The organism is Methylocapsa polymorpha (assembly GCF_045689225.1).
GTDB lineage: Bacteria > Pseudomonadota > Alphaproteobacteria > Rhizobiales > Beijerinckiaceae > Methylocapsa > Methylocapsa polymorpha.
Genome location: NZ_CP136862.1, coordinates 2,241,629 through 2,267,495 on the forward strand (window position 1 = coordinate 2,241,629; position 25,867 = coordinate 2,267,495).

Annotated in this window: 26 protein-coding genes; 13 read left to right on the forward strand and 13 right to left on the reverse strand. The window is 62.2% G+C overall.

Annotation, left to right across the window (positions count from 1 at the left end; genetic code table 11):
• Window positions 1-135: 135 nt before the first annotated feature.
• The 4 genes from RZS28_RS10290 (at window position 136) to RZS28_RS10305 (ending at window position 6,008) form a co-directional block, all read left to right on the forward strand.
• Complete coding sequence (locus RZS28_RS10290; protein WP_407337677.1) at window positions 136-405, forward strand: AMP-binding protein; 270 nt, start codon at window positions 136-138, stop codon at window positions 403-405.
• Complete coding sequence (locus RZS28_RS10295) at window positions 362-1,873, forward strand: non-ribosomal peptide synthetase (RefSeq protein ID WP_407337678.1); 1,512 nt, start codon at window positions 362-364, stop codon at window positions 1,871-1,873. Before RZS28_RS10290 ends, RZS28_RS10295 begins: the two co-directional genes overlap by 44 nt.
• On the forward strand, window positions 1,870-4,845 hold the full coding sequence (locus RZS28_RS10300) for a condensation domain-containing protein (RefSeq protein ID WP_407337679.1): 2,976 nt from the start codon (window positions 1,870-1,872) through the stop codon (window positions 4,843-4,845). Before RZS28_RS10295 ends, RZS28_RS10300 begins: the two co-directional genes overlap by 4 nt.
• Window positions 4,846-4,907: 62 nt before the next feature.
• Window positions 4,908-6,008 carry a RuBisCO large subunit C-terminal-like domain-containing protein gene (locus RZS28_RS10305; protein ID WP_407337680.1) on the forward strand — a complete coding sequence of 367 codons (1,101 nt, stop codon included), beginning with the start codon at window positions 4,908-4,910 and terminating at the stop codon, window positions 6,006-6,008.
• 34 nt (window positions 6,009-6,042) lie between these two features.
• On the opposite strand, the gene RZS28_RS10310 is transcribed toward RZS28_RS10305, so the two are convergent.
• Entirely contained in the window at window positions 6,043-6,942 is a 900-nt protein-coding gene (locus tag RZS28_RS10310) for a hypothetical protein (RefSeq protein ID WP_407337681.1), read from the reverse strand.
• A 314-nt stretch (window positions 6,943-7,256) separates the two neighbouring features.
• On the opposite strand from RZS28_RS10310, the gene RZS28_RS10315 reads away from it, so the two are divergent.
• A complete protein-coding gene (locus RZS28_RS10315; protein ID WP_407337682.1) occupies window positions 7,257-7,742 on the forward strand; it encodes a cupin domain-containing protein in 486 nt (161 codons plus the stop codon).
• A gap of 89 nt (window positions 7,743-7,831) precedes the next feature.
• On the opposite strand, the gene RZS28_RS10320 is transcribed toward RZS28_RS10315, so the two are convergent.
• Window positions 7,832-8,695 (reverse strand): cytochrome c oxidase subunit 3, encoded by an 864-nt coding sequence (locus RZS28_RS10320; protein ID WP_407337683.1) that lies wholly within the window; start codon window positions 8,693-8,695, stop codon window positions 7,832-7,834.
• A 134-nt stretch (window positions 8,696-8,829) separates the two neighbouring features.
• Complete coding sequence (locus RZS28_RS10325; protein ID WP_407341097.1) at window positions 8,830-9,378, reverse strand: cytochrome c oxidase assembly protein; 549 nt, start codon at window positions 9,376-9,378, stop codon at window positions 8,830-8,832.
• Between RZS28_RS10325 and RZS28_RS10330 the strand changes: the two genes are divergently transcribed.
• Complete coding sequence (locus RZS28_RS10330) at window positions 9,377-9,673, forward strand: hypothetical protein (RefSeq protein WP_407341178.1); 297 nt, start codon at window positions 9,377-9,379, stop codon at window positions 9,671-9,673. The genes RZS28_RS10325 and RZS28_RS10330 overlap by 2 nt on opposite strands.
• Here RZS28_RS10330 and RZS28_RS10335 read toward each other — a convergent pair.
• The 3 genes from RZS28_RS10335 to coxB all read right to left on the reverse strand — a co-directional run bounded on the left by RZS28_RS10335 (window position 9,654) and on the right by coxB (window position 13,665).
• Complete coding sequence (locus tag RZS28_RS10335) at window positions 9,654-10,610, reverse strand: heme o synthase (RefSeq protein WP_407337684.1); 957 nt, start codon at window positions 10,608-10,610, stop codon at window positions 9,654-9,656. The two genes, RZS28_RS10330 and RZS28_RS10335, sit on opposite strands and share 20 nt — an antisense overlap.
• Before the next feature lie 459 nt (window positions 10,611-11,069).
• Window positions 11,070-12,737, reverse strand: a complete 1,668-nt coding sequence (ctaD, locus tag RZS28_RS10340) for a cytochrome c oxidase subunit I (protein WP_407337685.1) — start codon at window positions 12,735-12,737, stop codon at window positions 11,070-11,072.
• A 37-nt stretch (window positions 12,738-12,774) separates the two neighbouring features.
• Window positions 12,775-13,665 carry a cytochrome c oxidase subunit II gene (gene coxB / locus RZS28_RS10345; protein ID WP_407337686.1) on the reverse strand — a complete coding sequence of 297 codons (891 nt, stop codon included), beginning with the start codon at window positions 13,663-13,665 and terminating at the stop codon, window positions 12,775-12,777.
• 828 nt (window positions 13,666-14,493) lie between these two features.
• Here coxB and RZS28_RS10350 point away from each other — a divergent pair.
• On the forward strand, window positions 14,494-14,949 hold the full coding sequence (locus tag RZS28_RS10350) for an invasion associated locus B family protein (protein ID WP_407341098.1): 456 nt from the start codon (window positions 14,494-14,496) through the stop codon (window positions 14,947-14,949).
• Window positions 14,950-14,981: 32 nt separating this feature from the next.
• On the opposite strand, the gene RZS28_RS10355 is transcribed toward RZS28_RS10350, so the two are convergent.
• Window positions 14,982-15,980 carry an N-formylglutamate amidohydrolase gene (locus RZS28_RS10355; RefSeq protein WP_407337687.1) on the reverse strand — a complete coding sequence of 333 codons (999 nt, stop codon included), beginning with the start codon at window positions 15,978-15,980 and terminating at the stop codon, window positions 14,982-14,984.
• A gap of 206 nt (window positions 15,981-16,186) precedes the next feature.
• On the opposite strand from RZS28_RS10355, the gene cpdR reads away from it, so the two are divergent.
• Complete coding sequence (cpdR, locus tag RZS28_RS10360) at window positions 16,187-16,585, forward strand: cell cycle two-component system response regulator CpdR (RefSeq protein ID WP_407337688.1); 399 nt, start codon at window positions 16,187-16,189, stop codon at window positions 16,583-16,585.
• A gap of 76 nt (window positions 16,586-16,661) precedes the next feature.
• Here cpdR and RZS28_RS10365 read toward each other — a convergent pair whose 3' ends face one another.
• From RZS28_RS10365 to RZS28_RS10375, 3 genes are all read right to left on the reverse strand, one after another.
• Window positions 16,662-17,042 carry a carboxymuconolactone decarboxylase family protein gene (locus RZS28_RS10365; RefSeq protein WP_407337689.1) on the reverse strand — a complete coding sequence of 127 codons (381 nt, stop codon included), beginning with the start codon at window positions 17,040-17,042 and terminating at the stop codon, window positions 16,662-16,664.
• 78 nt (window positions 17,043-17,120) lie between these two features.
• Entirely contained in the window at window positions 17,121-17,399 is a 279-nt protein-coding gene (gene merP / locus RZS28_RS10370; RefSeq protein WP_407337690.1) for a mercury resistance system periplasmic binding protein MerP, read from the reverse strand.
• Window positions 17,400-17,411: 12 nt separating this feature from the next.
• On the reverse strand, window positions 17,412-17,759 hold the full coding sequence (locus tag RZS28_RS10375) for a mercuric transporter MerT family protein (RefSeq protein ID WP_407337691.1): 348 nt from the start codon (window positions 17,757-17,759) through the stop codon (window positions 17,412-17,414).
• A 75-nt stretch (window positions 17,760-17,834) separates the two neighbouring features.
• On the opposite strand from RZS28_RS10375, the gene RZS28_RS10380 reads away from it, so the two are divergent.
• Window positions 17,835-18,236, forward strand: a complete 402-nt coding sequence (locus RZS28_RS10380; protein ID WP_407337692.1) for a MerR family transcriptional regulator — start codon at window positions 17,835-17,837, stop codon at window positions 18,234-18,236.
• Between the two features lie 157 nt (window positions 18,237-18,393).
• Window positions 18,394-19,593, forward strand: coding sequence for a lytic murein transglycosylase (locus RZS28_RS10385; protein WP_407337693.1), 1,200 nt, complete (start codon window positions 18,394-18,396; stop codon window positions 19,591-19,593).
• A gap of 54 nt (window positions 19,594-19,647) precedes the next feature.
• Here RZS28_RS10385 and RZS28_RS10390 read toward each other — a convergent pair whose 3' ends face one another.
• Genes RZS28_RS10390 through RZS28_RS10400 form a run of 3 tightly spaced genes read right to left on the reverse strand, consistent with a single transcriptional unit; the run spans window position 19,648 to window position 21,892 of the window.
• Window positions 19,648-20,256 (reverse strand): TPM domain-containing protein, encoded by a 609-nt coding sequence (locus RZS28_RS10390; RefSeq protein WP_407337694.1) that lies wholly within the window; start codon window positions 20,254-20,256, stop codon window positions 19,648-19,650.
• Complete coding sequence (locus RZS28_RS10395; RefSeq protein WP_407337695.1) at window positions 20,256-21,254, reverse strand: TPM domain-containing protein; 999 nt, start codon at window positions 21,252-21,254, stop codon at window positions 20,256-20,258. The genes RZS28_RS10390 and RZS28_RS10395 overlap by 1 nt, the downstream gene beginning before the upstream one ends.
• 38 nt (window positions 21,255-21,292) lie before the next feature.
• Window positions 21,293-21,892, reverse strand: a complete 600-nt coding sequence (locus tag RZS28_RS10400; RefSeq protein WP_407341099.1) for a LemA family protein — start codon at window positions 21,890-21,892, stop codon at window positions 21,293-21,295.
• A 239-nt stretch (window positions 21,893-22,131) separates the two neighbouring features.
• On the opposite strand from RZS28_RS10400, the gene RZS28_RS10405 reads away from it, so the two are divergent.
• From RZS28_RS10405 to acs, 3 genes are all read left to right on the forward strand, one after another.
• Window positions 22,132-22,878: a DUF1223 domain-containing protein gene (locus RZS28_RS10405; RefSeq protein ID WP_407337696.1), complete on the forward strand. Its 747-nt coding sequence runs from the start codon at window positions 22,132-22,134 to the stop codon at window positions 22,876-22,878.
• 157 nt (window positions 22,879-23,035) lie between these two features.
• A complete protein-coding gene (locus RZS28_RS10410) occupies window positions 23,036-23,722 on the forward strand; it encodes an invasion associated locus B family protein (RefSeq protein WP_407337697.1) in 687 nt (228 codons plus the stop codon).
• A 138-nt stretch (window positions 23,723-23,860) separates the two neighbouring features.
• The gene (gene acs, locus RZS28_RS10415) at window positions 23,861-25,798 is read left to right on the forward strand and encodes an acetate--CoA ligase (RefSeq protein ID WP_407337698.1); all 1,938 of its coding nucleotides are present in this window, start codon (window positions 23,861-23,863) and stop codon (window positions 25,796-25,798) included.
• The last annotated feature ends 69 nt before the right edge of the window (window positions 25,799-25,867 follow it).

Below are 25,867 nucleotides of genomic sequence, written 5' to 3' on the forward strand. Positions count from 1 at the left end.
TCTGGCTGATCCGAGACCTGAACGACACGGCCGCGCCCGACCTCGACTTGCGTCCGGTGCATGAGCTTGTCGCCGCGCAGGCGGAGAAAACGCCCGATGCGGTCGCCGCGATCTGCGCCGACGCGGAGCTCACCTATGGCGAGGCTCGATCGTCGCGCCAATCGTCTCGCCCATCATCTGCGCGGCGTCGTCCCGGAGCCGGGCGGGCGCATCGCGGTCGCGACGGAGCGCTCGCTCGACATGCTGATCGCGCTTCTGGCGATCATGAAAGCGGGTCACGCCTATGTGCCGCTCGATCTGCATTATCCGGCGGCGCGCCTGCGGCTCGTGCTCGATAATGCCGAGGCGGCGGCGCTGATTTGTGACAATCAATCACCGCTACGCTCGCCTCCGGCTTGCCGGTAATTCGTCTCGACGCCGACGCGCGCGCCATCGCCGCCAATCCGGCGCAGGCCCCGCGCCCGCCGCCGGCGGAGCGGACCGCGCCTGCTATGTGATCTTCACCTCGGGCTCGACGGGAACGCCAAAAGGCGTCGAGGTGGTGCATCGCTCCGTCGCAAACCTGCTTTGGTCGATCGCGCGGAGACCTGGGTTCAATGCGGGCGAGGTTCTCGTCGCGGTGACCACAATCGCCTTCGACATCGCCGGGCTCGAGCTTTTCCTGCCCCTCGTCACAGGCGGCCGCGTGGTCATCGCCAGCCGCGATGAAGTCAGGGGCGGCTTCGGCCTCGCGGCCCTGATCGAAAAATCTCATGCGAGCATGGTTCAGGCGACGCCCTCGCTATGGCGTATCCTGATCGAAGCCGGCTTCCGCCCGCGCCCAGGCCTTAGAATGCTTTGCGGCGGCGAAGCGCTCCCGCGCGACCTCGCCGACATGCTTCTCGAAAATGGCGGCGAGCTCTGGAACGTCTATGGTCCGACCGAGACGACGATCTGGTCCAGCGTCGGCAAGGTCTCGCCTGGTCCCGCTCCGATCAGGATCGGCGAGCCGATCCTGAATACGCAGCTGTATGTCCTCGATCGCAATGACGAGCTGGCGCCGGTCGGCGTCATCGGCCAGCTCCACATCGGCGGCGCGGGGCTGGCGCGGGGCTATTTTCAGCGCCCGGACCTTGACGCCGAGGCGTTCCGCGTCATTGAGCTGACGGACGGCGCCCCCCAGAGGCTTTACCGCACGGGAGACTTGGCCCGACGGCTCCCGGACGGCGGGGTCGAGCTGCTTGGCCGAATCGACAGCCAGGTCAAGCTGCGAGGATTCCGCATCGAGCTGGAGGAAATCGAATCCGTCATGCGCCGGAGCGCCTTGGTCTCCGCCTGCGCCGCAGCGATCAGCGCGCCTGCCGGAGGGACGCCGCGCCTCGTCGGCTATTTCGTGGCGGAAGCGGATCGAGCGCCTTCGGCATCCGAGCTAGCGACCCATGCAGCCGCGCATTTGCCGGACTACATGGTCCCGTCGCTCTGGATGCGCCTCGACGCGCTGCCGCTGACGCCAAACGGCAAGCTCGACCGCAGGGCTTTGCCGCCGCCCGACGCCGCCCTGGCGGGCTCGGATCGCATCGTCACGCCGCCGCGGACGCCGGTCGAGACCAAGCTCGCCAAGATCTGGAGCGATGTGCTACAAATCGAAGACGTTGGCGTTCACGACAATATTTTCTCTCTCGGGGCGGATTCGATCCATTTATTCCGCATCGCAGCGCGAATGTTGGAGCAGGGCGTCGGTCTGGAGGCGAGGCACGTGATGCGCTACCCCACGATCGCCGAATTGGCCCAGGTTGCGAACGACCAGTCGGAGGAGTCGGCGACGGCCAAGACGGCTCCGTCCTTGCGGAGTTTCAGGCGCAGCCCAAACGGTAAACGGGAACCGTCGGCATGACGTTACGCATGGTCGGCGACGCTCAGCGGGACGTGTTCGCCGCGCCTGCGCATTTGCGCGACGCGATCGACCCGGAACCGGTCACGCCCGACCCGCAAGCTCCCGGGGCGGAGGATCTCTGGAGCTCGAATTCGCCGCGAGCAGATTCGCCGGAGCCAAATTCCTCGAGCGTCGCGGTCAACGACGCGCTTTTGTTCCCTTGCTCGTCGTCCCAGCAGCGTTGCTGGTTTATCAATTCGCTTAATCCAGGCAATCCGGCGCTCAATGTCGCTCTGCGTTGGTCGATCAAGGGGAGCTTCAATCCGTCGACGATCGAGCGGGCGTTTCAGACGATCATCGACCGGCATGAGATCTTGCGCACGCGGTTTGTCGAAAAAGACGGCGAGCCGATGCAGGAGGTGGTCCCGCATTTCGATTTCAAACTCTCCATTGTCGATTTGACCGATTGTCCCGAGGCGCAGCGGCTGGACGAGGCCTTGGCGCTCGGCAGGCGCGAAGCGCATTTGCCGATGGACATAGGCCGATTGCCGTTGATTCGCGTGACTCTGGTCCGGTTGGCGGCCGATCACGCGTTCTTGCTGGCGACCGTTCATCAGATCGCCTTCGATGGCTGGTCGATCCGCATCCTGGCGCATGAATTTGGCGTGATCGCGGCGGCTCTCGACGCCAAGCGGAGCCATGAGCTTGCAGAGCCGCCGTTGCAATATGGCGATTATTGCCTTTGGCAGAAGGAATATTTCGCCAGCGGCAGCTTCGACGCCGAGATCGCCTATTGGAAAGGCAAGCTCGGCGGAGCGCCCTATTTCGAGATCGCCCCGGACCACGATCGCCCCGTCCGTCCCTCGTATCGCGGCGAGATCCTCGCCGCCATCCTGCCGCCCGAGCTCGGCGACAAGCTGGAGGAGGCCGCGCGCAAGCACAATCTCACTCTGTTCAGCTTTGGATGCGCCGTGACGGCGGCGATGCTTCACCGCTACAGCGGGAAGACCGACGTCATTTTCGGGACCCAGATCGCCGGCCGCGACGACCCGGATCTCGAGGATATGATCGGCATCTTCATCAACAATCTCGTGATGCGGTTCGACGCCTCGGGCGACCCGACCTTCGAGCAATTCCTGACGCGCGTGAATGGAACGGTTCAGGATGCGTTGATCCACCAGCGAATGCCGTTTCACAAGCTGGTCGAGATTCTCAATCCGCCGCGCGATCCCAAGCGCACGCCGTTGATTTCGGTGAATTTCACCGTGTTGCGTGACGTCATGGATCATAAGAGCTACGGCGATTTCGAGCTACATGGGCAGCCTTCGCTGTCCGCCGGCTCGCTCTATGATTTCTTCTTTTTTCTTGTGCATTGGCCGAGCGGCTGGCGCATGGCGGTGGAGTTCAACCCCGACCTGTTCGAAAGGCGCACCGCCGAGCGAATGCTCGAGTTCCTGATGTCCGCTTTCGAGTTCGCCGTTTCAAATCCCAATGCGAGATTGTCTTCGCTCGTCCCTCCGGCGCGCGATTCTGTCGCCTCGTCCAAATCGCGTGACGAGCCGGAGATGATCGAGGCTTTACTGCTGCGCCACCCGGCCGTCATGGAGGCGGTCGTCGTTGCGGCGTCATCGGAGTCCGACAAGCCGGGGCGCAGCGAGCAAGGACGCCCTTACGCCTATGTCACGCCGTCGCCGGAGTCGACGGCGCCTTTGGAGACCCTGCCGGCGACGCTGATGGCTTATCTCGCCGACGCCTTGCCCGCAGGGGCTGCGCCGAGCGGCGTCAGCGTATTGTTCGCCTTGCCCCGCATGTCGAGCGGCGAAGTGGACCGCGCAGCCCTGCCACAGCCGCCGAAGCCGGCGCTTGGCCCTGCGCCAATTGCCGCCGCCTCCAGCGCGCGCTTGGCGGATGTCGAAGCGAAGCTGGCGGCAATTTGGCGGGAGCTCCTAGGCGTCGAGGCGATCGGTCCCACATCGAATTTTTTTGAACTTGGCGGCCATTCTCTGTTGACGATCCGGCTCATGGCGCGCGTCACGAGCGCTTTTGGGGCCAAGATCGACGTCGTGACCTTGTTCCAGGCTCCGACCCTGAGGGAGTTCGCCGCCTGCTTGTCCCGCATCGAGGCGCCGGCAGAGCCGTCCGGAATCATCCGAATCCAACCCTTGGGCGAGAAGACGCCGATCATCGCCATCAACAATACTGTGCTCTATTACAATCTGGCGCGAAAGATCGGGGCGGATCGCCCATTCCTCGGCGTTCCATTGATCGAACCCAACGCCCCGCTTCCCACCAAGCCGCGCGACCTGATCGATATTGCTGGTGATTACGTCCGTCTCATCCGCCAAGCTCAGCCGCATGGTCCTTACATCCTCTGCGGGCTCTGCGTGGCGGGAGCCATAGCTTACGAGGTTGCGCAGCAACTCAGGCAGGGCGGAGAATCGGTCCCCTTGCTCATCCTGTCCGACATCTGGGTCCCCGGCTACTTGAGGGGGTTGCCCTTCTTCAAGCGGTCAGTCTACCTTTTGAACTATAATCTCCATATCCTCCGCCATCGGATCAAGCTTCTCGCGAGCGGCAAGGAGTCGCTTACCGAGGTTCTTGCGTCCTACACGCTGGTCCGCAAGAGCAGAGTTCTGGAGTTCGCGGCCAAGCTGGGCCTGACCGACTTGGCGCGGCTGAAGAAAGCCGACCGCGACGACTGGCTGTTCTTGCGCTCGCTCGAGGCGGCGCGAAACGAGTATCGGGCGCGGCCCTGCGCGAGCGACCTTGTTCTTCTTCAAAGCGAGGAAATCGTCACCCGTTTCGCCGATCCCAATATGGGCTGGACCGATCTCGTCAAGGGCCGGTTCTTCCTGTCTCCCATCCCCGGCTGGCACGAGGAGATCTTCCAGGATGAGGGGGCTCGGCTGATCGCCGAACGTCTGCAGCCTCTCCTGGCGGAAGTCGACGCCGAGCGCGACCGCGCGGGTCTAGCCAAAGGCGCGGAGATCTGACTTTTCGCGCCCGCGTCCCGACGGGCGAATCATGGAAGCGGGGCTTTGCGTTGAGCGGAAGAGTGAGCGCCTTTTATCGCATTCGCGGCGATGCGAGTTCGATCGAGGCGAGGGCGCAGGCCATTGCTGTCGAGCAGAGCGTGGAGATGCCGCTCGCGGCGATCCGCGATCCCGGCATATTGTCTGACATCGTCGGGCAGGTCGCGGCGATCGAGGATCGCGGCGATGGCTGGTTCGATCTGCGCATCGACCTCGCTACGGCCACGATCGGCGGCGATGCGGGCCAGCTCATCAATATGCTTTTCGGCAATACGTCGCTGCATGAGGACGTCATTCTTCGCGACTTCGCGGCCCCGGATGATCTGCTGGCGGCTTTCGGCGGTCCGGGACATGGCGTCGCGGGGCTGCGCCGGCGAGCCAAGGCCGAGGGGCGCGCGCTGACCTCTTCGGCGCTGAAGCCGCAAGGCCTGGCGGCTTCGGAGCTTGCGCAGCTCGCATTCGCGCTCGCGCTCGGCGGCCTGGACATCATCAAGGACGATCACGGGCTTGCAAACCAGTCCTACAGCCCTTTCGCGGATCGGGTCAGGGCTTGCGCAGGCGCCGTCCGCAAGGCTGCGGCGGTCAGCGGAAAGCCGACCCGCTATGCGCCAAGCCTCTCCGGCTCCTTGGACGAGATGCGCCGGCAGATCGGCATTGCGCGGGACGAGGGCGTCGATACGGTCCTGATCGCTCCCGTGGTCGCCGGCCTTTCGAATTTTCAGGCTCTGCGTCGATTAAATCCCGATTTCGCCTTTCTGGCCCATCCGACGATGAGCGGCGCCGCGATCTCGCCTGTGCTTTTCGCCAAGCTGTTTCGGTTGATCGGCGCCGACGCGTCGATCTTTCCCAATTATGGCGGCCGTTTCGGCTATTCCGCGGCGAGCTGCAAGGGAATTTCCGAGGCTCTTCTCGGCGCCTGGAGCCGGATTGCGCCGAGCCTGCCCGTCCCGGCTGGCGGCATGACTCTGGCGCGCGTGCCGGAAATGCTCGACTATTACGGCCGAGACGCGATGCTGCTGATCGGCGGCGCGCTCTTGGCCGCGCCGCAAGAGGCGATCGCCAAGGAAACCGAAAGCTTCGTTCGCGCCGTCGCCGAATATGAATATGGGCGCATTCGCGGCTGAACAATCATGAGCGCGTAGGTCTCAAGCCGCGGACTTATTCCGCCCTGGCTCTGTGGACGATGTCGGCAATGCCCTTGCGAATCGGCAGCACGACGCGCATCGCTTCCGATTTGAACGCGTCGAGGGCGGGGTTTGCGCCGGGAGCCGCCGGATTGAGCTTGAGGCTGCGCAAATAATGATTGAACGCCCGCGCGCGTCCGCGGGCGCGGCTAGCCTCTGTCTCAAAAACAAAAGTGTAGGAGATTGAACGCGCACCCCGCGTCTCGACCCAATGGGCCGCGTTCTGGGGCTGATGCAGGCCCTTGCCGGGCCGAAGCGAAAAGACATGCTCGCGCGCCGGATCGCGTCCATCGAGATCGACTTGCGCGATCGACACGCGACCGCTGCGATAAAAACGCTCCAACTCCTCTTCGCCGAGTATGCTCGGCGAATACACATGATAGATTTTCTCCCCTTCGATCTGCGAAAAGAACCCGACTTCGGGATCGAAGTGAAATGGCGTGGTCGTCGCGGCGGAGCTGATGATGAGCCCCGCCTCAAGGCGCACGATGCGATCGTCGCCGAGCCCGCCAAGCGAATCGACGACTTGCTTGAACAACTGGTCGATCAATTCGCGAAATCGAGGGTCATATTTCTCGGGGCGCTTCAAGAGGATGCGATAGGATTCTGCTTCAAGCCGCTCCATCGCCACATGCGGCTCGTAAGGGGCGACCGGCACGGAATAGAAGATCGCGCCGGGCGCCGGCGCGCCGGCCGCTATATAGTAATCTTCGTTGTGGCCGATATATTTCTCCGTGAGGGTCTGGAGCTCCTCGAACTTGAACAGATCGAGGCCGGACAGGGAATGGTCGAACCCGAACGGCTCTCGATCAAAGGATTGCCGCAACACATCGGGATCGATCTGCAGCCCCGCGGGGCGATCGAGCGTGACCATTTGCCGCCTCTCTTTTTCCGGCGCCTCATTTGATTGGCGCGATTCGCCGATCTCGGCGCGTCCCAGGGTTTCCAAACCGCCAGCCGCGAGACCTCTGCGCCTCGCCTCTGGCGGGGCGATTGCAGCGGGAAACGCGGCTCAACTGCTTGTATTTGATAATATCGGGTGAGATGATTCAGTATGGCTGAGATCCGCGATTTGAGCAATAGCTGCAGCTTGCGCGAGCGTGGGAGCGGGGCCGCCCCACGCGTTCTGCGCCAGCGCGCGGTCGCGGTTGAAGCGGTCAGGCGCGCGTAGCAACAACAGGTGAAGCCATGTCCGAGTCCGACGCCAAAGCGACGTCCTTGCGTAAAGCCGGAGAGTTCCGTTGGGAGGGCGTCGAGCATCGCCCTTACAAGGATGAGGATAGCGCGCCGTTCAAGGCGATCTCCCGGCAGGCGCTGTTCTCCGATCCGCGGCTCCTCGCCGAATTGCGCTATTTCGAGATCGAGCCGGGCGGGTTCTCAACCCTTGAACGGCATGAGCACATGCATGCGGTCATGGTGCTGCGCGGGCGCGGACATTGTCTCGTCGGCGCGGAGGTCCATGCGCTAGAGCCGCATGACCTCGTGACAATTGAGCCATGGACTTGGCACCAGTTTCGCGCAAGCGACCGCGCGCCGCTCGGGTTCCTGTGTCTCGTGAACGCTGCGCGGGATCGGCCGCAATTGCCGTCCGCGCAGGATTTCGCCGGCCTGCGGGCGAACCCTGCCGTGGCCGCGTTTCTGGACGGCTATGCCGAGGCTGAACTGGTCCGCTGATACGTGGACCCGGTCAGGGGGTTCGCAACGGGCGCAAAAAAATGGGCGGCTCTTAGCCGCCCATCATGAACAGAGCGTAAGCGCGCGGCTCAACCCTCGATCGCGGCGCCCCAGGACCCCCACACGTAAATGCAGGTGAAGAGGAACAGCCAGACCACGTCGACGAAATGCCAGTACCAGGCCGCGAACTCGAAGCCGAGATGATGCGCTTTCGACAATTGCCCGGCGAAGGCGCGGATCAGGTTGACGGCCAGAAAAATCGTTCCGACGATGACATGGAAGCCGTGAAAGCCCGTCGCCATGAAAAAGGTCGCGCCGAAGATCGAGCCTTTGAAGGCGAACGGCGCATGGGCGTATTCATAGGCCTGGACGCTGGTGAAAATCGCGCCGAGGAGGATCGTCAGCGCCAAGCCCGCCTTCAAGCCAAGACGATCGCCCTTGAGAAGGGCGTGGTGAGCCCAGGTCACGGTTACGCCTGAGGTCAAGAGAATGAGCGTGTTGATGAGCGGGAAATGCCAGGGGTCAAGCACCTCGGTCCCTTTTGGGGGCCAGACGCCGCCGGTGAATTCGGCGCGGGAATATTCGATCGCGTCGCCGGGAAAAAGGCTGGCGTCGAAGAAAGCCCAGAACCAGGCGACGAAGAACATGACCTCCGAGGCGATGAACAGGATCATGCCATAGCGGAGGCCGATCTGGACGACCGGCGTATGATAGCCGCCATAGGTCGATTCCTTGATCACGTCCCTCCACCAGGCCGCCACGACAGCGAGGAGGGCGGTGACGCCGAGGCCGAAGACCAAAGCCCCAGGCGCGACGCCCCCGATGGTCAGATGCTTCATCCAAAGAATGGCGCCGATCGCCAGCACCAAAGCGGCGGCGGCCCCTGCGATCGGCCAGGGGCTCGGATCGACGAGGTGATAATCGTGGTTCGGTTTCACGTGGGCGTCCGCCATAAAAGTTGACCTTCTCGCTTAAAGGCTCTTTGAGCCCGTCTCCATAATAGCCGCCAAAATCCGCAGGACAAAATCCTGGAGCGATCCGCAAGGCAAATTCGGCTGACGGCGTTTGCCTCGTTTGGATGCGCCGGTCAAGGCGACGGATCGTCCCGTTTCAAGAGAGGGCCGGCCTGCGCGCCCGTCTGGCCGCCAACTGCGCTCAAGAGGGCTGAAGGTTTGACAGCGAAAAACGTATAAGACAGCGTGACCGATTGGACGCTCGCCATGGTTGCGTCCTGCTCGAGCGCGGGGTCGAGAAAGAACACGACCGGCAGCTCCGCCGTTTCATGCGGGCCGAGCTTCTGCTCCTCGAAACAGAAGCAGGAGATCTTGTCGAAATAGGCTCCCGCGCTTTCGGGGCTCACATTGTAGGCCGCCCGCGCCGCGGAGTCGCTGTCGGAAGAATTGGTGACCTTGTAGAAAATAGTCGCCGTTTGTCCGGTCAAGAGCCTGATTTCCGGCTGCTCCGGCTCGAATTTCCATGCGAGTCCGGGCGCCACATTGGCGTCGAAACGCACGATGAGTTCGCGCTGACCTGTTGTCGCGGGAGCCGTCTTTGCGACCTGGGTCGTCCCGGCATAGCCGGTCGCGGCGCAGAAGGCGCGGTAGAGTGGAGCTGACGCGAAAGAGAGCGCGAGCATGGCCAAGCTGACGCCGCCCGCGCACAAGGCGATGAGGCCCTTGCGTCGGGCCGTCGGCGTCCTTGGAGAGTTCGGCGGCGGATTCATGGAACGGCCCCTATCAAAATGGCCGGTCGAGCACGCCTGGCCCGAGCTTGGCGATCGTCACGACATAGAAAAGGAGGACGAAGAAACCAACTGCGAGGCCAATCGCCACATTACGTTGACGCCTGCTTTTTTTCTGGGCCGGCGTCAGCACGATGCCTTCTTCCAGGTCGCCATCTGTCGTCATCGCATCACCATGGCGGGTTCATGATCACGCCTTGCGCGAGCGTGAAGACGCGTTCGCCGACAAGCTCGGCGAAGAGGAGAAAAAGATAGACGATCGAAAAGCCGAACAGGCCCTTCGCGCAGCGGTCGGCCTTCCAGCCGACCCGAACATTATAGACGCGCGCCGCCAGCAAGAGCATCAGGGCGCCGAGACCAAATGCAAGCAGGCCATAGACCCAAGAGGCGACGCCGAGCAGCCAGGGAGCAAGGCCGAGCGGCGCCAGAATGAGCGTGTAAAGGAGAATGTCGCGGCGGGTGCGATTGGCGCCCTTCACATTCGGCAGCATAGGAATGCCGGCGCGGCCATATTCGTCGGCTTTGACCAGGGCGAGCGCCCAAAAATGCGGCGGCGTCCAGATAAAAATTATGGCGAACAGGGCGAGGCTTGCAATGCTGACGCTGCCCGTCGCCGCAGCATAGCCGACGACCGGGGGCAGAGCCCCCGCGGCCCCGCCGATCACGATATTCTGCGGGGTCGAGCGTTTCAACCAGATCGTGTAGATGACGACATAGAAAAATATGGTGAAGGCGAGGAGGCTGGCGGCCAGCCAGTTGGCGACGATGCCCAATGTGAGCACCGAAAAAAGAGCGAGCGTCGCGCCGAAGCTGAAGGCGTTCTCCTTGCTGATCTTGCCGGCTGGAATGGGCCGATTGCGGGTGCGGCGCATCACGGCGTCAATGTCGGCGTCATACCACATGTTGAGCGCGCCGGAGGCGCCGGCGCCCACCGCGATGGCGAGCAGCGATGCAAATCCGATAACTGGATTGACATGCGTCGGCGCGATCAAAACGCCCGCGAGCGCGGTGAACACCACAAGCGACATGACTCGCGGCTTGAGCAGGGCAAGATAATCGGAGGGGCTTGCGATCGAAACCGCAAGGCCTGCACTCGTGTCGTCGCTGCTTTCGCTGATGAAGCTCATGTTCGGGTTGCTTTGAGGTTTGCGTCACGCCAAGGGGTTATGCGGAAGGGCTTTTGGTTTTCGAATTTTAGTTGTCGCCGTTTACTAAGGCTCAGAATTCGAGAAAAACATGGGCCGGACTATCGCCGGCCTTTCTCCAAATCAGGTTGCGAACGGAAACTGCCGTTCCGACTTGATCCGCCAATTTGCGCTCGGCGCTCTCTATTGCGGCGATGCGCGGAGCCTTGCGATGAAGCGCTCTGCTGCGATCCGCCCAGAGCGAATGTCCTGATCGGATGGCTTCAGCCGATCAGGACATTCGCCAAATAAGCTGCAAGGCGCGACGAAACTTGGCCATGCGAAAAGTCAAAATCGAATGCGAGCCTTTCAGAGCTCGCATTCATCGTTCCTAACGCCAGGCTCAGGGCCGTCTCGCGCTTCCGTTGGCGGAGACGGCCTCAACGGCCTGCGCGCGTCGCCTTAGTGATCCAGATCCTTGATCCGAGGCAAGGTCTCGAATTGGTGGAATGGCGGCGGCGAGGACAGGGTCCATTCGAGCGTCGTAGCGCCGGCGCCCCATGGATTGTTGCCGGCGAGCCGCTTTTTGGCGAAGCCGTCATAGATCACATAGAAGAACAAGAGGAGGCCGACGCCGGTGATATAGCTGCCGTAGGACGAAATCCGGTTCCACTGGGCGAAGGCGTCGGGATAATCGATATAGCGGCGCGGCAGACCGGCGAGACCAAGGAAATGCTGCGGGAAGAAGGTGAGGTTCACGCCGATGAACGTCAGCCAGAAATGCGTCTTGGCCAGGGGTTCGCTGTACAGGAATCCGGTCATCTTCGGATACCAGTAATAGAAACCGGCGAAGATGGCGAAGACCGCGCCAATCGACAGAACATAGTGGAAATGCGCCACGACGTAATAGGTCTCGTGCAAGGCGCGGTCGATGCCGGCGTTGGCGAGCACGACGCCGGTCACGCCGCCGACCGTGAACACGAAGATGAATCCGGTCGCCCAGACCATGGGCGCGCGGAAACTGATGGAGCCGCCCCACATGGTCGCGATCCAGGAGAAGATTTTCACGCCGGTCGGCACCGCGATCACCATTGTGGCGAAGACGAAATAGCGCTGCGTGTCGAGCGACAAGCCAACCGTGTACATGTGGTGCGCCCAGACCACCAAGCCGACGATTCCGATCGCGACCATGGCGTAAGCCATCCCGAGATAGCCGAATACGGGCTTGCGGGAAAAGGTCGAGATGATCTGGCTGATGATGCCGAAGGCGGGCAGGATCAGGATGTAGACTTCGGGATGGCCGAAGAACCAGAACAGATGCTGGAACAGGAGCGGGTCGCCGCCGCCCGACGGATCGAAGAAGGTCGTCCCGAAATTACGGTCGGTGAGGAGCATGGTGATGGCGCCGGCGAGCACGGGCAGCGTCAGCACCAGGAGAAAGGCGGTGACCAGCAGCGACCACACGAACAAAGGCATCTTGTGCAGCGTCATGCCTGGCGCGCGCATGTTGAAGATGGTCGTGATGAAATTGATCGCGCCAAGGATAGACGAGGCGCCCGCCAAGTGAATGGACAGGATCAGGAAGTCCATCGCCGGGCCGGGAGAGCCGGTGTTGGACGAATAGGGCGGATAGAGAACCCAGCCGCCGCCAAAGCCCTTCATTCCCGGCGCGCCCTCGACGAGCAAGGAAATCACCGCAAGGGTGAAAGACGCGGGAAGCAGCCAGAACGAAATATTGTTCATCCGCGGAAAGGCCATGTCCGGCGCGCCGATCATGATCGGGACGAACCAATTGCCGAAGCCGCCGATGAGCGCGGGCATGACCATGAAGAAGATCATGATGAGGCCATGCGCGGTGATGAAGACGTTGTAGAGGTTTTTCGCGGCGAGGATGGCGACCTCGGGCGAGGCCCCGTCGATGATCTCCGCGAGATGGTTGAAGACCTGAATTCCAGGCTCCTGAAGCTCCATCCGCACGAAGATCGACATAAGGGTGCCGACGACGCCGGCGACAAGCGCGAAGACGATATAGAGCGTGCCGATATCCTTGTGGTTCGTCGAAAAGAGATAGCGGCGCCATCCGGTCGGATGGGCGTGCTCTTCGTGATGTTCTACTATGGTCGTCGCCAACGGGACTCTCCCTCGAATTCTGATGTGGCCGTCGCGCCTATCGCCGCTCGACGCGTGGCGCTGTGTTATCCGCAAAATGAACCGGCGCGGCGCCCGTCGAAGCGAACTTCTTGCTCGCTTCGACAAGCCAGGCCGCATAATCTTCGGCGCTTACGACTCGGATGGAGATCGGCATATAGGCATGATCCTGGCCGCATAATTTGGAGCATTGACCGTAATAGACGCCTTCGCGCTCCGCCTTGAACCAGGTCTCGTTTAGCCGGCCCGGAACCGCGTCGATGCGAATGCCAAAGGATGGGATTGTGAATGAATGAATCACATCGGCGGCGGTCACCTGGAGACGCACGATCTTCCCGACCGGCACGACGGCCTCGTTGTCGACCGAAAGGAGGCGGATGTCGCCGGGTTTCAGCGCGTCCTGCGGAACCATGTAGGAGTCGAATTCGAAGCCGCCGCCCTGATCCTGAGGATAATTATAGGTCCAGTACCATTGCTTGCCTGTGACCTTGACTGTCACATCCGCCGGCGGCACGACGATTTGATGGGTCAGCAGACGAAATGATGGAATGGCGATCACCACGAGGATCATCACGGGGAGCACAGTCCAAATGACTTCGAGCGTGGAATTATGCGTCGTCCGCGACGGGGTCGGATTTGCGTTTTCGTTGAAGCGGAAAATGACATAGGCGAGCAGCCCAAGCACGAAAACGCTGATCGCAATAATGATCGGCAGCAAAATCCAATTATGGAAAACGTGCATCTCCTCCGCGATGGGCGTGACCGCTTCCTGAAGGCCGATTTGGCCTGGTTCGGGATAGCCGTCGGCCTGCGCCGCGCCGGCGACGAGCGCCGCCAGCCAAAAACTGGTGTGGAAGAAGCCCGCGCGAAAATCTCGGGCGCGTCGCGCGGTTGTGCTGGCAAATCTCATGAAACTCGGTGCTCCGGTTGCACGGCTGACGCGCCGCGCCTACCATTTCCCTCCGCCCCAGTCTAGAGGCCGAGGCAAATGGTTCAAAACCACAAACGCCGGTCAAGCGCAATGCGCCTGTAAGAACTGAGCCTTGCGGCATAAAGGCGCGATTAAAGCGCGGTCATGGCGCCTGTTTTCGAAGCAGATGGCGCCGCTAAATGCCTCGCCGAAGTCTGCGGCTCATGCGGAAGACCTGAGGTTTGCTTGACGGCGCGAAACGATTTGCTACGGACCTGATCCCAATGCTTAGCCGCTTAAGACTTGGGATCGAGCCGCAAAATCAAAGAGCTGGCGGATGAGGCGATCAGCTCGGACTGGGCGCGTCAATTTGCTGTCATCCATTGGAGCTGGTCTTGGGAAGAATCGATCGTTTTCTTCGATTCGGGACATGCTCCAACTTGACCGAGGCGCCGCGTGTCTTCACCCATCCGATTGGGCTCCGGCCGGAACGGGTTTTTAGCGAAGAAAAGGTAGCAAGATCTTGGGGCCTTGCTGAATGCGGGCCGCTTGAGCTATGCGTTTTTGCTTCCGAAATCTCGGCGAGCGCCCGGATCGGCCGGCAATTCCGCTTGCGGCTTAGCATCGGACGCGATCTGCGTCAGGGATGCAAGCCCGGCAATAGGATTGATCATCTAGGCTTGAAACTGCAGGCTTGAACGTGAAATTGAGAGCATGGGTCGGACCCGAGGTTCGAAGTTCGGAGCGCGCATGACGCAGGCGGTCGATTTGAAGAGGGGAAGATTTGTGGCGCGGGTGTTCGGCCCGATTCTGGTTGGCGTTTGGCTCATGGGCGCCGGACTCCCGGCTTTTGGCCAAGGCGTCGTGAAGGGCAAGCACGGCGACTGGGAATTGCGCTGTGAGACGCCCCCTGGCGCAGCTCATGAGCAATGCGCGCTGTTGCAAAGCGTCGCCGCGGAAGACAAGCCCAACATCAATCTCGTGGTGATCATTCTCAAGACCGCGGATGGGAAGAGCCGGCTCTTGCGCGTCATCGCGCCGCTCGGCGTGCTCTTGCCGTCCGGCCTCGGGCTCAAGATCGACGACACGGATGTGGGGCGCGCCGGTTTCGTGCGCTGTTTGCCGACCGGCTGCGTCGCCGAGGTCGTTATGGAAGAAAAATTGATAGATCAGATGAAAAAGGGCCAGAACGCGACCTTCATCATCTTCCAGACGCCTGAGGAAGGCATCGGCATCCCGCTCGCCTTGGCCGGCTTCAAGGAAGGGTTCGAATCGTTGCCTTAAGCCCCTCCGGGGACGGGTGTTGGTGAGGAGCCCTATTCAGCGGCGGCCCTGTGCATGCTCGGCAGCGCCGCCGCCGCCGCCGCAAGCGCGGCCGCGACTTTCGTCAGCGCCGCGCTCACCTCGGCGAAACGCTCGTTCCTGGTCACGCTTTGCTCGTCCATGTAGAGGGCGCGGCTCACCTCGATTTGCATGGCGTGGCAGTGGGAGGCGGGAACGCCGTAATGCTCCGTGATAAAGCCGCCGGCGTAAGGCTTGTTGCGCTGGACGAGATAGCCGCAGCGGCGCAGCTCGCTTTCGACGACTTCCACCAAAACAGCGGCGCAGCTCGTCCCGTGACGATCGCCGACGACGAAATCGGCTTTTGGCCTGGCTTCGTGCCCGCTGGGCGCGAACGGCAGGGATGAGGGAATTGTGCTGGTCGGAATCACGCCGGCGTGGCTCGCGCCGGACGGCATGGAATGGCAATCGACGAGAACAGCCACGCCGAAATTCCGCTGCGCCCTAGCCAGCAGTTCGCCGAGGCGCGCGTGATAAGGTTTGTAAAGCTTTTCAATTCGCCCGATCGCTTCCTCGACGGGCAAGCGGGCGGCGTAGATCTCTTGCGCCTGGCCGGCGACGCGGGGAATGGTGCCGAGGCCTCCGGCGACGCGCATCGATCGCGTATTCGCGGAAAGCGGCAGCCGACCGTCGAACATGCGAGGATCCAACTCATAGGGCTCGCGATTGAGGTCCAGATAGGCGCGCGGGAAACGCGCCCGAAGCAGCGGGGCGCCGAGAGAGCGAACGCCCGAAAACAGCGCGTCCACGAAAGCGTCCTCGGTCCGCCGCAGCGTCGCGGCGCTGAGCCTCGCGCGATCGAGGAAACGGCGCGGATAGGCGTCGCCCGAATGGGGCGATGAAAAAACCAGCGGGCTGGCGAGAACGGCCGGCTCCACCACATCGAACGGCGGATCGAGCTCCGGTTCGTGCGGCTCGTTGAGCTTTCCGGCCGCATTCGCCGCAGACCCAGCGGCGGGCGGCTGCCCCGTCATGGACTCTCCCTTTTATGAAACCGAAGGCTTTGGAGCCCGTCACAAGTTTTTAATGTGGCAAGGACAGAGCGCACTGTCCACCAATATCGCGTCGCGGCAAAAATGCCACGCCGTCGAGAAAGATCGATGGTTAGCGCAAGGAGCGCCAATTTTCACTGGATTTTTACCGGCCTGGCTTTTTCATGGTGGCGATCGCGAGGCGTCCCATGAACAATATGAACATCCCCACCCATTCCAAGATTCAGCTCGGAAAGATCCTTCTTGCCGAGGACGACAACGACATGCGCCGCTTTCTCGGCAAGGCGCTTCAGAATGCAGGTTTTGACGTCGCCTCGTTCGACAACGGACTATCCGCCTATCACAGGTTGCGCGAGGAGCCCTTCGAGTTGCTCCTTACAGACATCGTCATGCCGGAGATGGACGGAATCGAACTGGCCCGCCGAGCCACGGAGCTCGACCCGGACATAAAAGTGATGTTCATCACGGGTTTCGCCGCAGTGGCGCTCAACCCGGACAATAATGCGCCCCCGCAGGCCAAGATCCTCTCAAAGCCTTTCCATCTCAAGGATCTCGTCAACGAGGTGCAAAGGCTTCTCAACGTCTAGCCTTGGCGGCGGGTCGGCGGTCGCTCGCTCAGGCGCGCGGAAGGGGCTGCAACCCCGCTCTTCAATGTAACGAGCCTCAATCTGAGGAGCAGCAAGCGGCTTCCTCCGCCGCTTGCGATTCGCTGTTCGTAAGATCCTTGTAGGCTTTAAAGGCTTTCATCGCCCACATCTCGCCGACGCAGCCGCCCATGGTGGAGGCGACCGCAAGGAATTCGCCGATCTCGGCCTCGGTCGCGCCCAATTGCACGGCCCGCCGCAGATAGAACTTGAGGCAAGGCTCGCAGCGGGCCGAGATGGCCCAGAGCGTCGCCGCCAAGGCCTTCAGCCGCGCGGCAACGGCGCCGTCGGAGAAAATGGCCTCCTCGCGCATCTGGTCGATATGCTTGGCGGCGCCCTTCGTGACCTTGCCGAACTCGGCGATCAGGGCCAAGGCCGGGTCGATATCCGTGAGCTGCATGGCGTTGACCTCGCTCTAGATCAATAAGGAGGAGCATGTTCTGATCGAAAAAGTCGACCAACTTTTTCGGAACATGCTCTAAGGGCGCAGGGCGGAGGGATAGCCCGCATCGGTGGTCGCCTTGACGAGCGCGGCCGGATCGACCCGGTCAGGGTCGAAGGTCACGGTCGCCGTTTTCTTCTCGAAATCGATCTTCGCCTCGGCGACGCCTTGCGCCTTTTCGAGCGCCTTTCTCACCGTGATCGGACAGAGCGGACAGGTCATGTTCTTCACGTCGAGGGTGACGGTCTGCGGCGCGCCGGCCAGCGCCGCAAGCGACGGCAGGGCGAGCGCAGCGGCCAGAAACAAGCGGCGCATGAGGATCTCCTTTCAATAGAACAGCGGCGCTAACCATGGCGTGGCGAGAAGGCCGAGCGCCGGCGTCGCGACGAACCAGAAGGTCAGGCGCTGACGCTTGAGCACGCGCGGATTGGCGCAGGCGACGCCTTCGGCGCAGATTGGCGCCGCGAGGTAAAGCTTGCGAAAAGCCAGCCCGAGAAACAGCAGCGTGAGGCCGATGAAGATCGGACTATAAGGCTCAAGAGCGGTCAGGTTGGCGATCCACGCCCCGCCAACGCCAAGCATGAGCAGGGCGAGCGGCGCGACGCAGCAGAGCGACGCCCCAATGGCGGCAAGTCCGCCAACGAGCAGCGCGCCTTTGACGTTGAGGTGGATCATGTCGGCGACTCCGGGCCGGTGAGCTTATATTTAATCTAAACTCCGTAGTATGGTACGGAATCAAGGGGTGACTCGATGCGGCGCGCATTGACGATAGGACGGCTGGCGACGGCGGCGGGGGTGAACGTTGAAACCATCCGCTATTATCAGCGGCGCGGCCTCCTGGACCAGCCGCCCAAGCCATTGGGCGGCTACCGGCATTATCCCGCCGCGATGGCGGAGCGCATCCGGTTTATCAAGAGGGCGCAATCGCTCGGATTCAAGCTGGAGGAGATTCTGACCCTGCCTCGGTTCGAAGGGGCGGACTGCTGCGCCCAGACGCGGAGGCTGGCGGCGCAGCGACTTGCAGACATCGAGCAGAAGTTGACAAATCTTAGGGCGATGCGCGATGCACTGGCTGAACTGGTGCGCCAATGCGACGCCGGACAGATGGAAGGGCCATGCCCGATCATTTGCGGGCTTGCCCAGGATGATTGACGCGTCGCCGCTCGAAAAGCGATATTTCGACTTGCGCCTCGCAGCGTCGCGCCCGAGGGGCGCAAGGCATGAGATCAAATCCGAACGTCCGGTCAAATCTTCGAGCGCGGAAAGTTCCATGTTTTCCTTTTTCTGTGTGGGCTTCGCAAATCGTCCCATGAACCAAGCTCGCGTCCTGCGAATGCGCGCCGCCTTCTCGGCGCTCTGCCTCTTCGCCTTGCCCGTCGCCGCCGCGGCTGAGAGCTTCTCGGATTGTCTGTCGGGCCTTCACGCCGCCGCTCGGGCCGGCGGCGTCGATGACGCCACATTCGACAAGGTGACGCGCGGGTTGGAGCCGAACCCGGAGGTTCTCGTCTTCGCCCAGGCGCAGCCCGAGTTCAAGACGCCGATCTGGGATTATCTCGCCGGCCTCGTCGATGAGGAAAGGGTGAACGACGGCCGCGCCATGATGCAGCGCTGGGCTCAAGCGCTTGCGACGGCGCAAGGCCGTTTCGGAGTCGATCAGGCGACGATTACAGCGGTTTGGGGCGTCGAATCGGATTATGGCCGCAGCTTTGGAACGCGTCCCGTGGCGCAGTCGCTGGCCACGCTTTCATGCGGGGGGACGCGGCAGGGCTATTTCCGGTCGGAATTCATCGCCGCCTTGAAGATCATCCAGCATGGCGACATTGATCCGGCCCAGTTCAACGGGTCTTGGGCCGGCGCTTTCGGCCATACTCAATTTATGCCCTCGACCTTCTTGCGCATCGCGGTCGATCTTGACGGCGACGGCCGCAAGGATCTCATCAATTCTGTTCCCGACGCGCTTGGATCGACCGCCGCCTATTTACGCAAGGGCGGCTGGACGCCCGGCGTCGGATGGGGGTTCGAAGTCAAGCTGCCCGACCATTATTCCGGCCCCTCGGGCCGCACCCGCAAGGAGCCGATGGCGGCGTGGGCCGCGCGGGGCCTCGCCAGGATCGACGGAACTGCGCTTGGCTCCGGCCCGAACGCCGGTCTGCTCATCCCTGCGGGCGTCAACGGTCCGGCCTTTCTCGTCACCCACAATTTCGATGCGATCTATTCCTATAATGCAGCCGAATCCTATGCGCTCGCCATTGCGCTTCTGTCCGATCGCCTGCGCGGATGGCCGGGCCTGATTGCGGCTTGGCCAACCAACGACCCTGGCCTTTCCCGCGCCGAGCGGCGCGAGATGCAGACCCTGCTCATGCGGCGCGGCTATGATCTCGACGGCAAGGCTGATGGCGTGATTGGAACGAAGACCAAGCAGGCGATTTCCGACTTTCAAACAAAGTCCGGCCTTTCGCCGAACGGACGCGCGAGCGCCTCGGTGCTTGCGGCTTTAAGAGGGCGGTAAAGGTCGCAGGCACTCCAGCCTCAAAGTCAAAGAGCGTTTTTCGCGAAGAGCGGTTCAGATCACAAAGATCCGGTCCGGCAGCTCGTCCTTCTGCTCCCCTGGCGGGAAATGCGCGGCGAGAACCGCGCCGCATTTCTCGACGGCGGTCACGAAGCCGTCGCCGATCCTGCCGTCGCTCACATGGCCGAGCAAAGCCTCGACCGCATCCTGCCACACGGACGGATCGACCTTGTCCGCTATCCCATCATCGGCGATGATGCGGACGTAACGTTCGGCGAACGAGACGAAAATCAGAACCCCGGCGCGGTTCGCCTTGCGGGCCATGCCGCGGATCATGAATTGCTCCATCGCAGCGCGATGCGCTTGGGCGCGGCGGACCCGGCGCGGAACGAGGCGATGGCGCAGGCCCGAGGCCGACGAAACGACAAAAAGCGCCGTGAAGATGAGGATCTGCGCCAGGAAGATCCGCTGCACGGAAAATTGCGTGAAGGCGATGAGGAGCCAAGGCGCGATGAGGGCCGCAAGCGCCGACCATGCGGTCGCATAGGCTAGATAGTCGGACGAGGCGCGCGCAAGCACGCAGACGATTTCGCCGGAAGTCTTCGCCTCCGCCGTCTGGATCGCGGCGCCGATGCGGCGCTGCTCTTCGATCGATAGGGTCATCACCAGCTCCCCGAAGCGCCGCCGCCGCCGGAAGATCCGCCGCCGCCGGAAAAACCACCGCCCGACGACCCGCCGGACCCGTCGCCCCAATCGCCGCCGCGTCCGCCCGAGCTCATGAGCACGCCGAGCAGGAACGAGAGGATGTTCCAGAGCAGAGAAAGAAAGCCGCCTAACGCGGAGCTTCCTGATTGCGGAGGCGCATCTTCCCAATAGTCCTTTTGCGGCCTTCCCCAGCGCGCCCGGCCAGGTGGGACGACGCCGGTTTGAGGGCCTCCCCAGCGCGCCGGGCGGGTTTGGCGGACGTCCCGCTGAGGCGAGCGCAGCAGCATAAAAACAATGAACGCGAAGAGCGCGAAGGCGATCCAGGGGCCGAGCCTGTCCGCCTCCGTGTCCTGCCGATCGACTCGAAGCTCCGGGCGCTTCTGCCACTCGGCCGAATCCGTGGTCAGAACGGTGATCACATCTTCGACGCCGCGCTCGATCCCGCCGCCATAATCGCCCGTCTTGAAGCGCGGCGCCATCGCATTGGAGATGATGATCTTCGACAAGGCGTCGGTCAGCGTGCCTTCGAGGCCATAGCCGACCTCGATGCGCACCCTGTGCTCCTTCGGCGCGACGAGGACAAGTACGCCATTGTTCTTCTGTTTCTCGCCGAGCTTCCAGGCGCGAAACAGCGCATTGGCGTAAGGCTCGATCTCCTCGCCCTGGAGCGAGTTCACCGTCGCGACGACGAGCTGAATGCTGGATTTCGCCTCGAGTTGCTCAAGCTTCTCGGTGAGCGCGGCGCGCACGGCGTCGGGGATGACATTGGCTTGATCGACGATGCGCCCGGTCAGCGGCGGAAAATCGCTCGCAAGCGCCAACCCGGCGAACAAGCCGACGAAAGCAATGGCCGCGACAAGGCTTGCGGCCAGGCGCCGCTTGAGGGCGGCCAAGGCCCCGGCGGCAAGCGGGGTCATTCCTGCCTCGGCGCGCTCGACCGAAACAAGCTCCGCCATGGCGGTCCGCGCCTCAGCCTGAATTTGCAGCGCCGCGGTCAAAATTTTACTTGCGGCGGCGTCTGTGCGGTTTCGTTGGCCGTGAAGGGCGCAAGCGGCTTGGTGCCGATGAATAGGGTTTTCGCCCATAGCACGGTCGGAAACGTTCTGAGCGTCGTGTTGAAGACGCGGGCCGCTTCGATATAGTCCCGCCGCGCGACGGCGATGCGGTTTTCGGTACCTTCGAGCTGGGATTGCAGGGCGAGGAAATTCTGGTTCGATTTCAGGTCGGGATAGTTTTCGCTGACCGCCAGGAGCCGGCCGAGCGCGCCAGACAATTGCGCCTGGGCGTCCTGGAATTGCTTGACCTTCTCGGGGTCGGTCAATTGCGACGCGTCGATCTTGACCGAGGTCGCCTTGGCTCTCGCCTCGATGACGGATGTCAGCACGTCCTTTTCCTGCTTGGCGTAGCCCTGAACGGTTGCGACCAGATTGGGGATGAGGTCAGCGCGCCTTTGATATTGGTTCTGCACGTCCGCCCATTTGGCCTTGGCTTCTTCGTCCAACGTTGGGATCGTGTTGTAGCCGCAGCCGGCGAGGGTGACCCCGAGGAGGGCGAGGAGGACGAAGGCGCGCAGACGCGGCCAAGCACCTTTCATGTCCTGGCGGCGGGATGGGTTTGCGGGCAGAGTCATGCAGGGCCTCCGGCTTTGGGCGCGTCATAGGGCGGACGACTGAAGCATAGCGATCGAGATCGGCAAGAGCGACAGCTTTCTCGCCTCCCTGGGCCGCGCCGAGTAACCAGGATTTGACTGGCGCTAGACATTCGGTTCTCTACATTCCGCCAAAATTATCTCGAATATATGTAACGCTCTATTCACCCCATCGATGGCGGGTCATGATCCTTTTCAATCGCACCATTTTCCTGCTGTGCGCGCAAGCGGCGTCGGCCGTCATGGCCTGCTGCAGTCTCGCCGCCGACCCGCCCGGCTCCGCCGCCGCGAGTTACGTCGTCGAGCTGTTCACAAGTCAAGGCTGTTCATCCTGCCCGCCGGCGGATCGATTGCTCGCCTCCATCGCACGCAAGCCCGATGTCGTCGCCGTGTCCTTCCCTGTGGACTATTGGGATTATATCGGCTGGAAGGATACGCTCGCCCTCCCGGCCTTTTCGGCGCGGCAAAGAGCCTATGCGGCGGCCCGGGATGGGCATGTCTATACGCCGCAGGCGATCGTTGACGGGCTCGCCGGCGCGGTCGGCAGCGACCGGGACGAGATCGAGCAGGCGATTAAATCCGTCAATGGCCGCGACGGCGCGATGACTTTGCCAATGCGCCTGTCGAACGCGGACGGGCGTCTTCAGATCGAGGTCGCGGAAGGCGGCGGCGGACCGGCCGGGGTGTTCGTGCTGCGCGTCTTGCGCACGCGGACCGTGCGGATCGGACGAGGCGAGAACGCCGGCCGCAGCGTGACCTATGTCAATGTCGTCCGCGCCATCGACAAGCTCGGCGATTGGACCGGCGCGACCGCGACATTCGATGTCCCGGAAACGCGAGGCGAGGACGAAGGCTATGTCGTTCTGGTGCAGCGCGGCACGCTGGAGCAGCCGGGAGCGATCCTCGGCGCCGCGAAAACCGCCGGGCTTTGAGGCTTTTTGCCCGCCCTGAGCAATCATCCTGGCGGATGAATTTTGCGGGCGCCGATTGCTTAGGTCTCTTTCACCTGCTCCGCTCACGGCCTATACATGACGTGATGGATTCCGCCTCAATTTCCGGGGGCGGCAGGGCAACGAGCAGAAAAGCATCATGGTTCTCAGATTTCCTTTTGACTGCGCCGCTGGTTTCGCGATCGCACTTGCGGCCTTGTTTGCGGCGGGAGCGAGCTGCGCCGCGCCAAGCGATTCATCGACGCCGAATTCCGGCGCGGCGTCGAAGGACGCCAAATCGCATCGCCAAGTCGAAGCCAAAGCCGACCCCAAGAAAGCCGATCCCAAGAAATCGGACGCGAAGAGTGACGCCAAGGGTGCGGATGCGAAAAAAGGCGGCAAGCCCGTGCAGGTGGGGAATTACGGCGACTGGGGCGCATTTGTCGCGCAGGGCCAAGCGGGCGGCAAGGACAAGACCTGTTATGCGCTCGCCTCTCCGAAGGAGAGGGCGCCGGGCGCGCTGAAACGCGACCCCGCCTATGTTTTCATCTCGAACCGGCCCGGCGAGAATGTCCGTAGCGAAGTCTCGATCATCATGGGCTTCGCGGTGAAGGAGGCCGGCGACGCGCGGGCCGAAATCGGCGGCTCGAACTACGATCTCGTGGCGAAGGGAAACAACGCCTGGATCAAGAATCCCGCCGAGGAATCCCAATTTATCGAAGCGTTGAAGAAGGGCTCGAAGCTCATTGTCAAGGCGCCGTCGCTGAAAGGCAATGTGACGACCGACACCTATTCCTTGTCCGGGCTTTCGCAGGCGCTCGAAAAAGTCCAGAAGGAATGTCCGTAGTGGCGCGCCGCCTTCGGTTTGGCGAGGGAGCTTAATCTTTCACGTTCGGCTTGTTCCGGCGCCGTCGCTCGGCGCATAATGATCCTTTAGGTTTGGGAAGACGCAGCCAATGCGCGCGCCCAGGGAGGATTTGAGAGCATGTCCGACAAGATCTATCCTGTCGCCTCCGACTGGGCGAAGCGCGCCTATATCGATGCAGCGAAATACAAGGAAATGTACGCTGAATCGATTGCGGATCCTGATCGATTCTGGGCCGCGCAAGCGCGCCGCATCGATTGGATCAAGCCTTTCACAAAGGTGAAGAACACGTCGTTCGCCCCGGGAAACGTCTCGATCAAATGGTTCGAGGACGGGACGACCAACGCCGCGCAAAATTGCATCGACCGCCATCTCGCAGAGGCCGGAGATCGGACCGCGATCATCTGGGAAGGCGATGATCCGACGCAGTCGAAACATATCACCTACAAGGAGCTCCACGAGCAGGTCTGCCGTCTCGCCAATGTTTTGAAAGCGCTGGGCGTATCAAAAGGCGATACGGTCACGATCTACCTGCCGATGATTCCCGAGGCGGCCTATGCGATGCTCGCCTGCGCCCGGATCGGGGCGGTTCACTCGGTCGTGTTCGGCGGCTTTTCGCCCGATTCGCTCGCCGGCCGCATAGAGGGTTGCCAATCGAAATTCCTCATCACCGCCGATGAGGGGTTGCGCGGCGGGCGCAAGGTGCCGCTCAAGGCCAATGCCGACGCCGCCGTCAAGAAAAGCGGCGACCGCGTGCAATCGGTTTTGGTCGTCAGGCGCACCGGCGGCGCGGTCGATTGGGTCGAAGGGCGCGATGTCTGGTACGATGAGGCGGTGGCCAAGGCCGCGCCCGATTGTCCTTGCGCCGAAATGAACGCGGAAGATCCGCTGTTCATCCTTTTCACCTCCGGCTCGACCGGCGCGCCGAAGGGCGTTCTGCACACCACCGGCGGCTATCTCGTCTATGCGTCGATGACGCATCAATATGTTTTCGATTACCACGAAGGCGACGTCTATTGGTGCACCGCCGACGTCGGCTGGGTGACCGGGCACAGCTATATCGTCTACGGCCCGCTCGCCAATGGCGCGACGACGCTGATGTTCGAAGGCGTCCCGAGCTATCCCAGCGTATCGCGCTTCTGGGAGGTCATAGACAAGCACAAGGTCAATATTTTCTACACCGCGCCGACGGCGATCCGGTCGCTGATGGGCGCGGGCGACGCGCCGGTCAAGGCGACGAGCCGCGCCTCCTTGCGGCTTTTGGCCTCCGTCGGCGAACCGATCAATCCGGAAGCTTGGGAATGGTATTATCGTGTGGTCGGCGATCAACGCTGCCCTGTCGTCGACACCTGGTGGCAAACCGAAACCGGCGGCATTCTCATCACTCCGCTTCCCGGAGCGACAGCCTTGAAGCCGGGCTCCGCGACGCTGCCCTTCTTCGGCGTCAAGCCGGAGGTGGTCGACGCCAATGGCGTCGTTCTCGAAGGCGCTTGCTCGGGCAATCTCGTCCTCGCCGATTCGTGGCCCGGCCAGATGCGCACGGTCTATGGCGATCACGCGCGTTTCGCGCAGACCTATTTTTCCGCCTATCCGGGTAAATATTTTACCGGCGACGGCTGCCGCCGCGACGCCGACGGCTATTACTGGATTACGGGCCGGGTCGACGACGTCATCAATGTCTCCGGCCACCGGCTGGGCACTGCGGAAGTGGAGAGCTCCCTGGTCGCGCACGAAATGGTCTCGGAGGCCGCGGTGGTCGGCTATCCGCACGACATCAAGGGGCAAGGCATTTACGCCTATGTCACGCTGATGAACGGCGTCGAGGGGAGCGAGACCCTTCGCGCCGAGCTTGTCGCCTGGGTGCGGAAAGATATTGGGCCGATCGCATCGCCCGACGTCATCCATTTCGCGCCAGGTCTTCCGAAGACGCGATCCGGCAAGATCATGCGCCGCATCCTGCGCAAGATCGCCGAGCAAGAATTCTCCGCGCTCGGCGACATCTCAACCCTGGCCGATCCGGCGGTGGTTGATGATCTCATACGCAACCGAATCGGATGATCGACGTTTCAAAATGAGGCAGGGACGCCTCATTTAAACCACATTTTAACCTAAGCGCGAGGTTCCTGC

Excerpts from the sequence above, each read along its gene's own strand:
- RZS28_RS10355 (WP_407337687.1), bottom strand. The coding sequence starts at position 15,980 with ATGACGGGGCAGCCGCCCGCCGCTGGGTCTGCGGCGAATGCGGCCGGA.
- RZS28_RS10335 (WP_407337684.1), bottom strand. The coding sequence starts at position 10,610 with ATGAGCTTCATCAGCGAAAGCAGCGACGACACGAGTGCAGGCCTTGCG.
- merP (WP_407337690.1), bottom strand. The coding sequence starts at position 17,399 with ATGCGCCGCTTGTTTCTGGCCGCTGCGCTCGCCCTGCCGTCGCTTGCG.
- RZS28_RS10410 (WP_407337697.1), top strand. The coding sequence starts at position 23,036 with ATGGTTCTCAGATTTCCTTTTGACTGCGCCGCTGGTTTCGCGATCGCA.
- RZS28_RS10350 (WP_407341098.1), top strand. The coding sequence starts at position 14,494 with ATGGGCGCCGGACTCCCGGCTTTTGGCCAAGGCGTCGTGAAGGGCAAG.
- RZS28_RS10385 (WP_407337693.1), top strand. The coding sequence starts at position 18,394 with ATGAACCAAGCTCGCGTCCTGCGAATGCGCGCCGCCTTCTCGGCGCTC.
- RZS28_RS10290 (WP_407337677.1), top strand. The coding sequence starts at position 136 with ATGGCGAGGCTCGATCGTCGCGCCAATCGTCTCGCCCATCATCTGCGC.
- RZS28_RS10405 (WP_407337696.1), top strand. The coding sequence starts at position 22,132 with ATGATCCTTTTCAATCGCACCATTTTCCTGCTGTGCGCGCAAGCGGCG.
- RZS28_RS10310 (WP_407337681.1), bottom strand. The coding sequence starts at position 6,942 with ATGGTCACGCTCGATCGCCCCGCGGGGCTGCAGATCGATCCCGATGTG.
- RZS28_RS10365 (WP_407337689.1), bottom strand. The coding sequence starts at position 17,042 with ATGCAGCTCACGGATATCGACCCGGCCTTGGCCCTGATCGCCGAGTTC.
- coxB (WP_407337686.1), bottom strand. The coding sequence starts at position 13,665 with ATGAGATTTGCCAGCACAACCGCGCGACGCGCCCGAGATTTTCGCGCG.
- RZS28_RS10315 (WP_407337682.1), top strand. The coding sequence starts at position 7,257 with ATGTCCGAGTCCGACGCCAAAGCGACGTCCTTGCGTAAAGCCGGAGAG.
- RZS28_RS10380 (WP_407337692.1), top strand. The coding sequence starts at position 17,835 with ATGCGGCGCGCATTGACGATAGGACGGCTGGCGACGGCGGCGGGGGTG.
- cpdR (WP_407337688.1), top strand. The coding sequence starts at position 16,187 with ATGAACAATATGAACATCCCCACCCATTCCAAGATTCAGCTCGGAAAG.
- RZS28_RS10390 (WP_407337694.1), bottom strand. The coding sequence starts at position 20,256 with ATGACCCTATCGATCGAAGAGCAGCGCCGCATCGGCGCCGCGATCCAG.
- RZS28_RS10330 (WP_407341178.1), top strand. The coding sequence starts at position 9,377 with ATGGCCAAGCTGACGCCGCCCGCGCACAAGGCGATGAGGCCCTTGCGT.
- RZS28_RS10300 (WP_407337679.1), top strand. The coding sequence starts at position 1,870 with ATGACGTTACGCATGGTCGGCGACGCTCAGCGGGACGTGTTCGCCGCG.
- acs (WP_407337698.1), top strand. The coding sequence starts at position 23,861 with ATGTCCGACAAGATCTATCCTGTCGCCTCCGACTGGGCGAAGCGCGCC.
- RZS28_RS10400 (WP_407341099.1), bottom strand. The coding sequence starts at position 21,892 with ATGAAAGGTGCTTGGCCGCGTCTGCGCGCCTTCGTCCTCCTCGCCCTC.
- RZS28_RS10375 (WP_407337691.1), bottom strand. The coding sequence starts at position 17,759 with ATGATCCACCTCAACGTCAAAGGCGCGCTGCTCGTTGGCGGACTTGCC.
- RZS28_RS10395 (WP_407337695.1), bottom strand. The coding sequence starts at position 21,254 with ATGGCGGAGCTTGTTTCGGTCGAGCGCGCCGAGGCAGGAATGACCCCG.
- RZS28_RS10325 (WP_407341097.1), bottom strand. The coding sequence starts at position 9,378 with ATGCTCGCGCTCTCTTTCGCGTCAGCTCCACTCTACCGCGCCTTCTGC.
- RZS28_RS10320 (WP_407337683.1), bottom strand. The coding sequence starts at position 8,695 with ATGGCGGACGCCCACGTGAAACCGAACCACGATTATCACCTCGTCGAT.